The sequence below is a fragment of the Bacteroides sp. RCH18 genome, from assembly GCF_058231005.1.
This window is the reverse complement of sequence record NZ_JBIPTC010000002.1, coordinates 1,364,857-1,378,396: the sequence shown is the minus strand read 5'-3', so window position 1 is coordinate 1,378,396 and position 13,540 is coordinate 1,364,857. Positions and strand designations below refer to the sequence as shown.

The window sequence follows — 13,540 nt, the reverse complement described above, 5'->3', positions numbered from 1 at the left end:
CAGTTTTCTGTTTTTACAAATAAGCAATACCTTCTATTTCTACAAGCAGTTCTTCCCTACATACATCGGCATAAAGATAGACAATAGGAACGTCGGGACAAAGTTTGTCCATATCTTCTTTTACAATCTTTGCATCCTCCTCATGCTTCAGATACACACGGAGAAGTTCCAGCTTGCCGGAATGTTCCGGAAGTTTCTCTCTCCCTTCTTCCAGACCAATCAGATGCTGGATGTTCTCCAGCGTGATTTCCGTCTGCACAAGCACGTCGCCCGTCACTATACTTTCTTCACCACGAATGGCGGCTGTGCCGGATATATAAATCATCTCCCGTTGATGATCGGACAACGATTTGCCCCTTTCAAACTTGGGAGTTCCCTTCTCCGCATCCGTCCGGTGGCTGATCAGGACTTCATCCGAATAGACATGGGCAGCTCTCTGCCAGTCATTATCCAACGGGATAATCTCTATTCCTCCTTTGACGGCATTGAAATCTACCAGTATTCCACCATGTTGTGTCCCGATTCCTGTGGCCGCCGGATATCCGGAAGCCCATTCCGAAGAAGCATAAAACTGCGAACGTATATCATTAAAATCCTGATAACACTGATTGCCGTGCACAATATCCGTGATACGTTCCAGATAATTCCACTGGCGGACAATATCACCGAAGCTCATCTGCTCCGCTTTCAGAATTTCTTCCGCTTTCCCGAACACCTGCTCCGACTGTTCACGGACAGGAAGAGTCAAATCGTCGGCATAGAGTCCTCCCGCTATTATTTCCCGATAATGACCGGAGGTAACCCGAAGGTAGCGGACGGAAGAAGTCATCTGTTCTTCTACCGTCACTTCCTCACCGGCAGTTGCCGGCAACGAATGGACTTCCATGACCAGTTCTCCCACCAAAGGCTTTTGGGCTACGAGCGAAAGGACCGGACGGGGAGAAACGAAATGATCGTCCACCCATTGTTCCAGAAAAGACCGTTGGAGTTGATATTCCCGATTATCCTCACAGAATGTAAAGAATACAAGACGGACCACTTTTCCCCCATGTTCCTTTCCTCCCCCGCGAACGGCTGACAGAAGTAATTCTTCCGCCATTCGTTCCCAGCTCTTTCCTTCCGCTTTATAGATTTCACATTTTATCCGATAATATTTCATATTGCAAACTTCAATGATTTTTTATGCCACAGACATCAATTAATGATACGAAGCTACTCCCGCCGGCTTGTCTGTACTATATACGGAAGACATCGTCTGTAGTTCCGGAGTATTCTCCAGAGAGTAGAGCACATTCTTCTGGCGGTCTACCAACAGCAGATGTACTTTCTCTTTCGGGTTCACGTGTCCCGTCCAGTTCGTAATCAGGAAACGTCCGTCGGAGAAGTACTGAAAACCTCCGAGAAACTTCAAAGGCTTTCCGGGAATATCCGCATTCGATATTTCCCAGATCGTTTTTCCTTCCGGAGTCACTTCTATCAATCTGGGGTTCTGATCTTTATCGGCAACAGCTATCAGCGTATGTCCGTTAGGCAGACGAGTCAGCGAATGAGGACCGCCGGGAACATCCAGCTTCCACACCACCTTGCCGTTTGCATCATACTCCTTCACACACTGGTCTCCATAATGAGCTACGAGGAAATGACCGTTATCCAGCCGCCGTGCATTACGCATGAATGCGAATCCGCCATCCTTCACACCTTTCGGCAGAATGCAGGTTTCCTTCACAATCTTCCCTTTGGGAGATATCTCCAGCATCCGTCCGGTAACACATTCGCCAACGAAAGTATTACCATTCTTCAGACGTTGGCAGGCAAAGACCGGACTTTTTGATTCATAATGGAAAATGGTATCGTTCTGACGGGTCATTTCGAGCACTCCGTGTCCGGTGGTGAAGAGGATATTGCCGTTAGGCAATATCCACAAATCATTAGAATCGGGCGCTTTGTGCTTCCACACCATTTGGTTGTTTTCCATCACAAATACGATTCCCTGCGAATAATCGGCTCCGGCAAACGTCTTGGTCTGTGCAAACAGAGAAGAGGCAGAAAACAAAAGAGACAAGACCGCAATAATATATATTCTTATCATAAACAATAACTATAAAATAATTTGATAAATAGGTTTCTTTAGGCACGGATTACACGGATTACACGGTTTTTATTTATTAAACCTAATTATAAACTACGCTCTTCATCCGTGAAATCCGTGAAATCCGTGTAATCCGTGCCTAAAACTTCCCACTAAAGAGACAACACATACTCTTCCAGTTCTTCCAATTCCTTCTCAGTGACAGGCTTATGAGGTCCGTGAACTTTCAGCATATCCTTCATTGAATAGCTGCGCCCGTCATAAAGATAGGGAGCTGTACGCCAGCATTCATTCAGTGCCGGAACATCCATAGACAGTCCCTTGTCCGGACCCGTTGTCCAGTCTACCTTATACTGTTTCTGATCTGTATAGTACTCTCCGGAATGGCAGCTCGCACAGTTTTCTTCAAAAATCTTCTTTCCCTTCTTTGCCTTACCGGAAAGTTTACCGTTCACAAGGTATGGGCTTGGCAACGGTTTCAGGGATTTCAGATATTCGTCGATGGATTCGTATATTTCGTCTTCACCTTCCATAAACAGAATATACTTCACACCCGAACGTACCGCTACTTCGGCATTCTTACGGATACCGGTCGCCATACAGGGCGGAGTCTGATGCGAAAGCAAGAGTGTCTTGGTATTCTTCGGATTTCCCATACCGTCATTCAGCAAATCCCAGTTAAGTCCGTCCATGCGGGCGTCATTCGGATGACAGGTAGCACAGCTCTGCCAGTTCTGGAAACAAATTGTTGCATCATGGAAATACATATCACCCTTTCCGACTTTCGTGAAAGCCAGCGGAGCACCCAAAACCTGCTTCTTCAGATTCTTGCCGTTCAAATCCATAGACACCAATTCCGAAGTATAATAGTTGGCAGTGTAAATCTTATCTCCGGTAGCAACCACCGAACGGGGGCCTTTCCCCTGTGTCGGGATAAAGTCGCGGATACCATATAAGAATCCCGCATCATTCGGAATATTATTCCATGACTTCACGGAAGGCGTCACCATCTCTCCCTGCTTTGCCTTCGCCAGACGTTCGTGCAAAGCAATGCGGTCAATACGAACCAGCTCCTGACTTCCGGCAGCAGCTACGATAATCTGTTTATCATCCGGAGTGACAATCACCGACCACGGATTGGCGGCTCCCTTCTGAGGAGTATCCAACAATACGGAAGTCAGCAGTTTCCTCGCCTTCAGGTCGATGATGGACAGCGTGTTCGTAGCCATCCATCCACGGTCCAGCTGATTGGTAGGCAACTGATAACGGGCAATCAAGTGAGTGACATACGCATACGTCTGATTTTTATCTACCGCTACAGACTTCGCATCGGTAGCGCCATTCGGCAACATGATGCGTCCTGTCACCTTCTTTGAAGGAACATCTACGATATCGAGCTGTACTGCAATAGGATAAGCCGTAGAAGGCATTTCCGGCAGATTATTGGCTATCAGCAGGCAAGAGTCTCCTGCAAACGGAGCCATAGCCACCGGTTCACGACCGATCGCAATCTTTGTCTTTACCTTACGGGTTGCCGGATCAATTTCCCACAACTCGTTGTTGAAGCGTTGTGTCACCCAAAGTGATTTGGACACCGGACTGTACAAGATATCCGAAGGCGTAGCACCGCTCTTTGTTTTTGACTGCACCGAAAGTTTCTTTCCATCCAGTTCGTACATCATGCCGGTGTTTCCGTCGCATACCACCCAAAGGTTGCCGGACGGGTCTTGTGTCATGGCGTTGACGGGCGAAGAAAGGGTCACTTTCTGTTCCGCTTTCTGTCCGTCGGACGACATTTTGATTAATTCATTGCCTGCCCTGTTCGTTACAAACAAGGACTTTCCACTGTCCGCCAGAAACAAACGATCCGGCGAAACCGTCTTTGCATCTTCTTTCCAACTAGCGCAAAGAAGTATAGCTACGATACTAACAGGTATCAATATCTTTTTCATTATTTCTGTTGTTTAGTTTGAAGAGATTGAATGTACTGGCGAATATTCTCCTGTTCCTCCATGCGGGCTTGTTTCCGCTTCTTATCGTAGCGGTCGTAAAACTCCCGGTCATGATCCGACCAGTTGTTCGCTTCCCGGTAGTCACCGATCTGAGGAACAAGCAAGTCGATCCAGAGAGAAACTTTACGTATCTCCTGCGGTGTCAGCTTCGTACCTCCATGACCCTCTTCCAGACGCTTGATCAGATTACTCTTGTTGGACCCAGCAAAATAAGGAGGCAACAAAGTAGGTTGGGACAAAGCGCTGATCCAGTTTACTTCCGGGTGATGGGCATCGCCTCTCCATGCTCTGTCGGGACCATCCGGACGGGCATGCGTCAGACTGAGATATGAGTCCGTATATTTTCTTTTACTCTGTTTGTCCACTACCTTCAGTTCTCCTTTCAGGCTCATCGGATGTTTCACTCCGTCATGACAAGAGATACAATTTCGGTCCCAGATAGGCTGAATCTCTTTCAGATAGCTGAAGTTACGTTCTCCCATTTCATCTTCCGGAGCCAATGCCTTGATTCCTTTGTCCATTGCCATAGATACCCGATGACCTGCCACCGGAACCGTATTCTTATGTTCATGGCATCCTACACAACTCTGAACTTCGTTCGGCTGCAAAGTAGACCAACTGCGCATCGTCTGCACTACTCTTCCCTTATCGTCCAATGCCTGGAAGTAAAGCGGCCTGCGGGCAGGTACTTTAAAGAAAGCGGAACCGTCGGGATATACATCCGTCACTCCGATCACTCTCTTCACGTCCCAAGCGGCATTGCCGACTCCTACCGGAGAACTTGCCAATGCGCCACCTCCCTCATCATTACCATTCACTTCGCCTACACCGGCTGCACGGAATTGAATTTCTACGATACGAAGCTGTTTGATCGTTCCGGGAGCTACTCCTTTCAAGCCGTTCCCTTCATAGATATTCTGCATATAATATACTCCTTCATTCTTCGTATAGTCTACAGAAGACGAACGATGGAACGGACGTTTACGGGGAGCAAGCAAGATGGGCTGATTGCAGGATATCTTCGAATCGGCAACCAGTAATTCGCGTTCTCCGTTTGCATTCATCCAGTAAATGCCGAACTCCATCGGATGTCCGATGTGGTATCCCAGCGGAGTATAGGAAATCAGAAACTCCGTCTCGTTCAGCGGGAAAGGATGCTGGAACTGGTCGGTAAACTGTCCGTAGCTATCTATACGCTCTGCCTCGGGCTTGCGCACCGGAGCAACAAACATAACACCTTCATTCTCATCTCTTCCGGCTTCGGGATCAATAATACCCAATTTACCGTGCTGGGGATTATGATGTCCCATGAAGACAGTCATCACTTTACGTGTACCGGGAATCTGACGGGTATGCGCTACCGTTGTCGGGAACCAGCTGTTCATTCCGTAATATTCGGCCTGTCCCGTTCCGTCAGGATTCATCTGGAACAGGGGTTGCGCCCATACTTGACCACGGTCATTATAGTCCCAACGAGTGTAAACTACCCGACCATCGTCAAGCAAAGTCGGCGTAGTAGTATGCACCTGGTCGAAACCTACCTGACGCATATAACGTCCTTCACGGTCGCAGAGGTACATATTGCTGACTTCGGTAAACCAGCAATCCACCGCACTTCCGCTACGGGTAGAGTTGAAAAGTATATTCTCATCCGGCAGGTAGATACCTTCAATATCGGCGTGTCCTTTTCCGAAAGTCCGTTGCTTGACTTCACGTGTCTTTAAATCCATCTCATACAAATGGAAGTCATCGTCTTTTGCAGACTTCTTCCAGGAGAAGAGCAGGTGCTGACCGTCAAAATGAAGATTAGGGTCACGATATACACCGTCTTCGTCCGTCAGCAATGTTTCTTCCTCCGCCCAGATACCGTTCATCTTAATCTTCGACAGCGAACCGCCTGCAAAGTAGTTGCACTCGGCACGGGCATCGGAAACGCCTTCGGTATAAGCAAAGAAAGAAGGACGCAACGTTCTGAACTTCGTAAAAACAATCTCCGGCTGATTGGCTGTGAAAGTTTCCAGACGTTCGGCACGTCTTCTCTCGCACGCTTTCAGATAAGACTGGAAAGCCGCTTCGATACTTTCCGGAGTATCATTGACAGCAGTAGTAATATTCAGTTTCTGCATACGAAGGGAAAGCTGCTGGCTGAAAGAACCTCTGAACCAGTTTACATCTTTCCCGTCCTTTATGTCTTTCGCATCATTTCCATCCTGTAGCCACCAGTCATAATAAACCGGATAATCATGCATCAACATCCGGTGTGTATCTCTTACTTTACGTTCCAGCTCTTCCCTGTGATTCTCTTTCTTCTTTATCGTCTGAACCTCCGCAAACTGCTTCTGCATTTCAGCGATAAAACCTTTTGTGTCGGTTGGCTGGAAAGAAGTGTCCTTCGCCTGCCAGGCGAGGAATGGGACGAGCATGCAACATGCCAGCCCCCACTTCAACCATTTTATTAATTTCGATCTTATCATTTCAAATTCCTGTTTACCTTAAATTTACCTTTCCGAACCGGATATTACAGACCTTTCTTCAACTCTTTGTAAGCTTCTACAATCTGAATACCGCTTGAAGTACCGATGCGGGTAGCACCCACCTGAATCAATGCCAGTGCCGTATCGAGGTCGCGGATACCACCTGCGGCTTTCACGCCGATCACCGGACCTACCACACGACGCATCAATTCAACATCATGCACGTTGGCGCCTGCCGTACCGAATCCGGTAGAAGTTTTTACGAAGTCCACACCCGCTTCCTTTGCAATGCGGCATACGGTTTCTTTCTCTTCGTCAGTCAGGTAGCAGGTTTCAAGAATCACTTTACAGATCACGCCGGCAGGTTTGCAGATAGAAACCATATCTTCGATTTCTTTCTTTACAATGTCTGTCTGTCCCTTCTGCAAAGCACGGACATTGATGACCGTATCAATTTCGGTAGCTCCCTTGGCAATGGCATCGCGGGTTTCGAATGCCTTGCACTCTACGGTATTCTGTCCCAGAGGGAAACCGATGGCCGCTCCTACACGTACACCCGAACCTTCCAACAGTTTGACACAGGTTTCCACTTCCGCAGGGTTGATGGCTACCATCGCAAACTTATACTGACGGGCTTCCGCACAGAGTTTTTCGATATTCTCCGCTGTTCCGAAAGGTTTCAGAAAGGTATGGTCAATCATTCCTGCCAGTTGTTCTACTGATAAATTCGCAATCACTTCGTTTATATTTTTCTTTTCCATTGTTTTGAGTCGTTTAATATGTTAGTTTATTGTTAGTTCTTAAAAAGTCAATACACATTTCAAGACTTCACCCCGTTTCACGGCAGCGAAGGCTTCTTCTATTTCTTCGATTTTGAAACGGTGTGTGATGAAGTCGGAAGCGGAAAGTCTGCCTTCTTCAATCCATTGCGCCAGCGTGGTCATAGCCGCTTTCTCTTCCGAACGGGTAGGCCACTGGTGCATATGCAGGTCGAAGTTGTAAGGCGCCTTCGACAAATCGAATGTCGGATTCTTCGTCATGACACCATATACACAGACATCACCGCCCATTTTTACCAACGGCAATACGGAATTGACTACTACATCGAGTCCCACGGCATCAATCACGGCATCGTAAGAACGATTGGCGGAGGCTATAAACTCCGGCGTGCTGATTTCGGCAGGCGTATATCCGTTGTCCGCTCCCATCCGGCGGGCTACTTCCAGTTTGGCGGGAAGCATATCGACGATGTCAATCTGACCCAAGCCGAACAGCTTGCCCAACTTGACGAAGCTCAGTCCTACAGGACCGGAGCCTACCACTATCACTTTCTTTCCCGGAGTCAGGTTGAAATCCTTGAAAGCGCCCAGCACTTCACGCCAAGTGCAGGAGATCACCGCTTCTTCCGGCTGCACATGAGCAGGAACCGAGTTCTGAATTTCAAAGCTGTCCCAGCATCCCTGTTCGGGGGTAGCCAGTCCTTCTTCTTTCAGTACCTCGAAATCGTTCACCACTACATATTCGCTGAAACCGCCCCAGCCGCTGTTAATACCCTGCGCGCCAAAGTCGGAGATCAGACCGCCGATAGCACGGTCGCCTACTTTAAAGTTGCGCACCTTCTCGCCTACAGCCACTACAATTCCTGCATTCTCGTGTCCCAGAGCCAGAGGATAAGTATCTACTCCGGGAAAATGTCCCGCAATCAGCTTGCTGTCGGTCGCATTGCACAGTGCCACCATTTCTGTTTTCACCAACGCCTGATAAGCATTGATGACAGGAGTTTCGACCTCTCGTATTTCTATTTTGCCGGGAGCCGGCACAATTACAGATTTCATCGTATTCTTATTCATTTTTATAGGTTATAGTTCAGTTTTTGCTATCTCTGTGTACATCTCACACAAGGCGTGATAAGCCTGATCGAAAACAGGCATCCACGCTTCGTACTTCTTCACATTTTCGGGAATAGGCTGCACCGTCTGCTCGATACGGACAAAACGGTCGATTACAGAGAAATCAGGAAAAACACCCGCACCGATACCCGCAAGGATGGCCGCTCCCATCGAAGTTGCCTCTTCGAGATAGTTAGGCACACGGATCTCCGCCTGATAGATGTCCGCCATCATCTGACGCCAGACAGGATTCTGGGCACAGCCACCGATCACCGTCATGCGGTCGATAGGAACATGCTTGCGGAATATATTGATGATAAATCCGAGATTCAAGGTTATTCCTTCCATCACGGCACGCAACATATCACCATGCTTGTGTCCCAGCGTCAGACCGATGAAAGCCCCTTTGGCATCAACGTTCCAACGGGGAGTACGTTCACCTAGCATATAGGGAAGGAACAGGAGTTTGTTCGCACCTATCGGAGAAGCAATGATCTGCTCGTCGATCAGTTCGAACACGCTGCGTCCCGATTGAGCTGCCAGTGCCTGTTCATTCTGGCAAAGTTGGTTGATCATCCAGTTGTAGGATGATCCTGCCGCCTGCATCGTTCCCGACGGGTGCAGCATACCGGGCACTACATGCGCCCAGTTCATGGTACGGCGTTGTTCGTCTACAACCGGCTTTTCGACCGTCAGTGCTACCCAGGAAGAAGAGCCCAGATAATTGTACGCAGTGCCCGGAGCCACACAGCCGACACCTACTCCGGCACAGCTACCATCGCCGCCGCCACAGATGACGGGTGTTCCGGCAAGCAGTCCTGTCTCACGGGCAGCTTCGTTGGTGATTTCTCCGATCACGTCAATCGACGAACGGACTTCGGGGAATAAAGAAAGATCGAGCTCTGCAGCTTCTATGATCTCTTCACTCCATTGCCAGCGGTTCAAATCGTAGGCATTGGTTCCCGATGCATCCGAAGGGTCTGTGGCGATAGTACCGCACAAACGGTAGTTGATGTAATCTTTCGCATTCAGCATTTTGGCAGTCTGCGCAAAGATTTCCGGTTCGTGCTTCTTTACCCACATCAGTTTCTCCACAGAGTAAGAGGCGCTGATCCGATGTCCCGTGATTTCATAGAAATGGAGCGGGTCTATCTTTTCGGTCAACTTTGCTTCTTCTTCCTGCGAACGCTGGTCGCAATAGAGCATGTGCGGACGAAGCGGATTACCGTCTTTATCTACGCAAAGACATCCCATCATTTGTCCGCTAAGAGCTACTCCGGCAATATCATTGGGTGATACCAGTTCGAGAAGTGCCTGTGTTGTGTCAACGATGGCTTTCCACCAATGGTGCGGATTCTGTTCCGCCCGGTTGCCGGAAGCATAGTCGGTAGGATAAGCAGCGGTACGCGAAGCTATCAACAGCCCCGATTCATCGAACAAAGTGGCTTTGTTCCCACTGGTACCCAAGTCATGTGCTAATATATACATTTTATATTTTCCTTTTCAGTTAATTGAATTAGAGTGCCGCATTCGTGTATCCGGTAAGGCCGACGAAGATTCCTCCGACGATGCCGCCCAGTATAATAACTACCCAACGGGGAAACGCTTCTTTCAGCAATCCGCCGCGTGTGCCTTTCGGTGCGCAGAGCACGTCTGCAAAGATGAATCCCATCGCAATCGCCCATCCCATGTCTACCCAGGGGGCACTGCCGCGATTCCCCTGATGGATCAGGCTGAACTGCATCGGCAAGCCGTCGGCATCGTTCAGCAATCCGGTAGAGAAGCCGAATCCGGGCAGTTTATGATTGACCAGCCAGAACGTTCCGATGATAAGGGCGGCTGCCATGAATCCGCCTATCGGACCGAAGTCCTTCACCAGCTTGGGCCAGCTCATCAATACGGTAAATGTCACGGCAAAAGCTCCGAAAATAGTGGTAATGATTCCGGCATGATACATACCGAACATCTCATTATAGGTTTGTAACCATTCGCTCATTGTGTTCTCCTCCTTATTTTATCTTTCGGGCACAGTCGCACGAACGGATTTTCCAAACTACAATTCCCGCCAGTGCACCGCCTATCAGACAACAGACCAGTGTAGGCACTGCATAAAAGAAATTGGTAATGTCTCCCTGAAAGCGGACGATTCCCCAGGCTATACCGGCAGAACCGATACACCAGCCCTGATCGAGCCATATTTTTCCCGGAGGATTCAAAATCGCTCCGTTATAATGATTCATATACCACATGATGCCGATAATCAGCGTTGCCGCCAGCCAGCCGCCCATCAGACCGTAAGTCTTCCAGAGTTCCGGCCAGATGCCGAAAGCGAAACCACCACAGATGGCGGAGCCGGCAAAGGTCGATAGATAGTATTTCATATTATAGATATAGATAATGTGTTCTTGGGTTAATAATATTTTTTTAGGCACGGATTACACGGATTTCACGGTTAAAGATTACACAGTTTTATTAAATCCGTGTCATCCGCGTAATCCGTGCCTAAATCCTATTTTTTCTCTTCCAATGATAGTTTAGCCAGTGTGAAAGGCTTGTCATGCTTGGTATTTACCTTGTCCGGTCCGGTCACCAGGTCGAAACAGGATACAATCACCTGACCGTTCCATACGATAGGTTCGCCCGGTTGGTCCAGTCCGCCATCGCTTCCGTCGCAATCGGGGCTTTGAGCGATACGCTGAATCTTTCCGTCCTTATCTACACGGGCAACGGCATTTGCAGAGAAATCTGCTACCCAGATATTGCCTTTATCATCGATGCACATACCGTCTGTGGTACGAAGCTGAGTCGTATCCTGTGCCCAGACATCGTTGCTGACAACTTTTCCTTCCGCATCCATCTTGATACGATGGATTGCGCCATCACCGAAGTTACCTACAAAAAGGTCGCCCGCTTCGTTAAACACGATTCCATCCAGTCCGTATTGCACTTCGGGGTTCTTGGTGATTACCGTAGTCAACAGGTTCTGATCTGCCGAAGTATTGGTTACTGCGATGTCACGGTCGTTCATATCAAAGCAATATACACCGCTGACAAGCAGACCGGAAGGGTCTTTGATCTGTGACAAAGAGCTTTGAGTCACATATAATTTTCCGTTACGGATACGGATACCATTGGGATGCTCCATGCCGGATGCTACCGTAATAGTTTCCTTCAACTGGTCATTTTCAAACTTCAGACGAAGTACACGTCCTTTGTTCTTTGCTTTCTCTGCACCGCTCCAGCCCTGATTATCACTAATGAACAGGTCGCCCTCTTCATTGAAGGCAAGTCCCATCGGAGAAGCCCATCCGGTTTCTTCCAATACAGGCACATCCAGCCATTTTGAAACGGCTCCATCCTTAGTAATACGCATCAGGCAAGCAGGCTGTGTGATATCTGCAAAATTGGGACATGCCAGAATCAAATCTCCATTGGGAGCAATGGCCATGCCATCCGGTGTCGGACAATAGTCCGGCAATGATACAAACAGTTCACTCTTTTGCGGAAGAGTATTCTCTCCACTCTTTTGTTTGGGAGAAGTACATTGAATACAAGTTGCTCCAATCAAAGAAGCGGAAATCAGAGATAGTAAATAATACTTTTTCATGGTTAGCTGATACAAATGTTTATGTTTATAATTTGAGTCCGTTAGTTCGGTACGCAAACTTACTGGAAAATCTCAGCAAAGAAGGAAAACGACAAATCAATAAAGGACAAAATTTGTTCATTATGACGCAAAAATGCCCCTTTTTTCATTAAAAAAGGATATAATCCTTCAACAGAATGATTCATTTCATCTCTCGATTATCCATCGACAGGGAACTCAACAATAATAGAAATTACACTATTTTATGAACGAATCAAATGATCAAAACCACTAAAAAGAAGAGTTTATTTAGAAAGCACCTCCGGCCCGGATGGAGAGATTTACCGGCTAGAATCTGCCGAAAAAAAGAGAATATGAAGTCATGCGATTAATGAAACAATCCGGCTGAAAATACAAAGCGGCGCTTTGTGTGAGCTAAAGCTTAGCTTTAGGAGTCGTAAAGCTAAGCTTTAGCCTCCCTAAAGCGCTATGTTATTAACCGATGCAAAAATGCACTTTTTCGGGGGCCTCCCTAACACACGCACACACGTGAGCGCACGCGCATACACATACACACACGAACATAACTAAATACGCGTAAACTATATTATATACGCGCGCCTGTGTGTGGAAAAATTGTGGAGTGCATTTTCTGCATTTTTGCATTTTTCACCTCCGACAAGCTGTTCATAAAGAAAAGATTTATACGCATACTCTTCCATAATTCATCCCCTTTGCCCACGTATTCCGCTATTTTAAGGCTAAAAAGCACATTTTCTCCCGAAAAGTTTTTGTAATATCAGAGTTAATCGTATTTTTGTGTACAATTTTGGTGTAGTGATGACAGAAGAAGAAAAAAAGTTATTGAGTACCTTTGAAACGCAGCTACGGCATTTAATGTATTTGCACGATGAATTAAAGCGTGAAAATGCCGGGTTGAGAAAACTTCTTGAAAACGAAAAGTTGAAGAACGAGAAGGTGCAAGCTCAGTATGATGAATTGGAAGTCAACTATACAAACCTAAAAACAGCTACGGCAATCAGCCTTAACGGCAGCGACGTAAAAGAGACGAAGCTGCGATTGTCAAAATTAGTGCGTGAAGTCGATAAATGCATCGCTTTATTGAACGAGTAAAGAAGAAAGATGTATGAACGATAAGATAAAGATAAACCTGCAAATAGCAGACTCAAACTACCCGTTAACCATTAACCGAGAGGAAGAAGAAATGGTACGGGAAGCAGCCAAGCAGGTAAACATCAGGCTTAATGCGTACCGGGAATACTATAAAAACCTTGAACCGGAAAAGATTATTGCCATGGTAGCCTATCAGTTCTCGTTGGAGAAACTGCAATTAATGCAACGTAACGATACCACTCCGTATACGGAAAAGGTAAAAGAACTAACGGAATTGCTGGAAGATTATTTTAAGAAAGAATAATGCCACCGAGCCATTCACTGATAAAGAAAACACCACGCACTGCACAATATCC

12 protein-coding genes are annotated in these 13,540 nt (G+C 47.3%); 2 read left to right on the top strand and 10 right to left on the bottom strand.

The annotated features are described in order from the left end of the window. Window positions 1-13 precede the first annotated feature (13 nt). The 10 genes from ACHLI0_RS20525 to ACHLI0_RS20480 all read right to left on the bottom strand — a co-directional run bounded on the left by ACHLI0_RS20525 (window position 14) and on the right by ACHLI0_RS20480 (window position 12,071). Window positions 14-1,159, bottom strand: a complete 1,146-nt coding sequence (locus tag ACHLI0_RS20525) for a chorismate transformation FkbO/Hyg5 family protein (RefSeq protein WP_490749933.1) — start codon at window positions 1,157-1,159, stop codon at window positions 14-16. Between the two features lie 39 nt (window positions 1,160-1,198). Continuing rightward, window positions 1,199-2,089, bottom strand: coding sequence for an aryl-sulfate sulfotransferase (locus tag ACHLI0_RS20520; RefSeq protein WP_221647177.1), 891 nt, complete (start codon window positions 2,087-2,089; stop codon window positions 1,199-1,201). Between the two features lie 152 nt (window positions 2,090-2,241). Then, window positions 2,242-4,041: a c-type cytochrome gene (locus ACHLI0_RS20515; protein WP_119200145.1), complete on the bottom strand. Its 1,800-nt coding sequence runs from the start codon at window positions 4,039-4,041 to the stop codon at window positions 2,242-2,244. Beyond that, window positions 4,041-6,575: an HzsA-related protein gene (locus ACHLI0_RS20510; protein WP_490749932.1), complete on the bottom strand. Its 2,535-nt coding sequence runs from the start codon at window positions 6,573-6,575 to the stop codon at window positions 4,041-4,043. The genes ACHLI0_RS20515 and ACHLI0_RS20510 overlap by 1 nt, the downstream gene beginning before the upstream one ends. A 44-nt stretch (window positions 6,576-6,619) precedes the next feature. Beyond that, window positions 6,620-7,336 carry a deoxyribose-phosphate aldolase gene (gene deoC, locus ACHLI0_RS20505; protein ID WP_008760091.1) on the bottom strand — a complete coding sequence of 239 codons (717 nt, stop codon included), beginning with the start codon at window positions 7,334-7,336 and terminating at the stop codon, window positions 6,620-6,622. Between the two features lie 39 nt (window positions 7,337-7,375). Beyond that, window positions 7,376-8,410, bottom strand: coding sequence for a zinc-dependent alcohol dehydrogenase (locus ACHLI0_RS20500; protein ID WP_016268302.1), 1,035 nt, complete (start codon window positions 8,408-8,410; stop codon window positions 7,376-7,378). A 24-nt stretch (window positions 8,411-8,434) separates the two neighbouring features. After that, window positions 8,435-9,952, bottom strand: coding sequence for a xylulokinase (gene xylB, locus ACHLI0_RS20495; RefSeq protein ID WP_490749931.1), 1,518 nt, complete (start codon window positions 9,950-9,952; stop codon window positions 8,435-8,437). A gap of 28 nt (window positions 9,953-9,980) precedes the next feature. Continuing rightward, on the bottom strand, window positions 9,981-10,460 hold the full coding sequence (locus ACHLI0_RS20490) for a Lin0368 family putative glycerol transporter subunit (RefSeq protein ID WP_008760088.1): 480 nt from the start codon (window positions 10,458-10,460) through the stop codon (window positions 9,981-9,983). 13 nt (window positions 10,461-10,473) lie between these two features. After that, a complete protein-coding gene (locus ACHLI0_RS20485; protein WP_008760087.1) occupies window positions 10,474-10,845 on the bottom strand; it encodes a Lin0368 family putative glycerol transporter subunit in 372 nt (123 codons plus the stop codon). Between the two features lie 128 nt (window positions 10,846-10,973). Then, window positions 10,974-12,071: an SMP-30/gluconolactonase/LRE family protein gene (locus ACHLI0_RS20480; protein ID WP_055300129.1), complete on the bottom strand. Its 1,098-nt coding sequence runs from the start codon at window positions 12,069-12,071 to the stop codon at window positions 10,974-10,976. An 819-nt stretch (window positions 12,072-12,890) separates the two neighbouring features. Between ACHLI0_RS20480 and ACHLI0_RS20475 the strand changes: the two genes are divergently transcribed. Both ACHLI0_RS20475 and ACHLI0_RS20470 read left to right on the top strand, forming a co-directional pair. Continuing rightward, window positions 12,891-13,184 (top strand): coiled-coil domain-containing protein, encoded by a 294-nt coding sequence (locus tag ACHLI0_RS20475; RefSeq protein ID WP_011109256.1) that lies wholly within the window; start codon window positions 12,891-12,893, stop codon window positions 13,182-13,184. A 13-nt stretch (window positions 13,185-13,197) separates the two neighbouring features. Next, complete coding sequence (locus ACHLI0_RS20470) at window positions 13,198-13,488, top strand: cell division protein ZapA (protein WP_008760084.1); 291 nt, start codon at window positions 13,198-13,200, stop codon at window positions 13,486-13,488. The last annotated feature ends 52 nt before the right edge of the window (window positions 13,489-13,540 follow it).

What these genes read in the sequence shown, in the direction of transcription:
- ACHLI0_RS20525 (WP_490749933.1), bottom strand. Translation starts at nt 1,159, where the DNA reads ATGAAATATTATCGGATAAAATGTGAAATCTATAAAGCGGAAGGAAAG.
- ACHLI0_RS20520 (WP_221647177.1), bottom strand. Translation starts at nt 2,089, where the DNA reads ATGATAAGAATATATATTATTGCGGTCTTGTCTCTTTTGTTTTCTGCC.
- ACHLI0_RS20515 (WP_119200145.1), bottom strand. Translation starts at nt 4,041, where the DNA reads ATGAAAAAGATATTGATACCTGTTAGTATCGTAGCTATACTTCTTTGC.
- ACHLI0_RS20510 (WP_490749932.1), bottom strand. Translation starts at nt 6,575, where the DNA reads ATGATAAGATCGAAATTAATAAAATGGTTGAAGTGGGGGCTGGCATGT.
- deoC (WP_008760091.1), bottom strand. Translation starts at nt 7,336, where the DNA reads ATGGAAAAGAAAAATATAAACGAAGTGATTGCGAATTTATCAGTAGAA.
- ACHLI0_RS20500 (WP_016268302.1), bottom strand. Translation starts at nt 8,410, where the DNA reads ATGAAATCTGTAATTGTGCCGGCTCCCGGCAAAATAGAAATACGAGAG.
- xylB (WP_490749931.1), bottom strand. Translation starts at nt 9,952, where the DNA reads ATGTATATATTAGCACATGACTTGGGTACCAGTGGGAACAAAGCCACT.
- ACHLI0_RS20490 (WP_008760088.1), bottom strand. Translation starts at nt 10,460, where the DNA reads ATGAGCGAATGGTTACAAACCTATAATGAGATGTTCGGTATGTATCAT.
- ACHLI0_RS20485 (WP_008760087.1), bottom strand. Translation starts at nt 10,845, where the DNA reads ATGAAATACTATCTATCGACCTTTGCCGGCTCCGCCATCTGTGGTGGT.
- ACHLI0_RS20480 (WP_055300129.1), bottom strand. Translation starts at nt 12,071, where the DNA reads ATGAAAAAGTATTATTTACTATCTCTGATTTCCGCTTCTTTGATTGGA.
- ACHLI0_RS20475 (WP_011109256.1), top strand. Translation starts at nt 12,891, where the DNA reads ATGACAGAAGAAGAAAAAAAGTTATTGAGTACCTTTGAAACGCAGCTA.
- ACHLI0_RS20470 (WP_008760084.1), top strand. Translation starts at nt 13,198, where the DNA reads ATGAACGATAAGATAAAGATAAACCTGCAAATAGCAGACTCAAACTAC.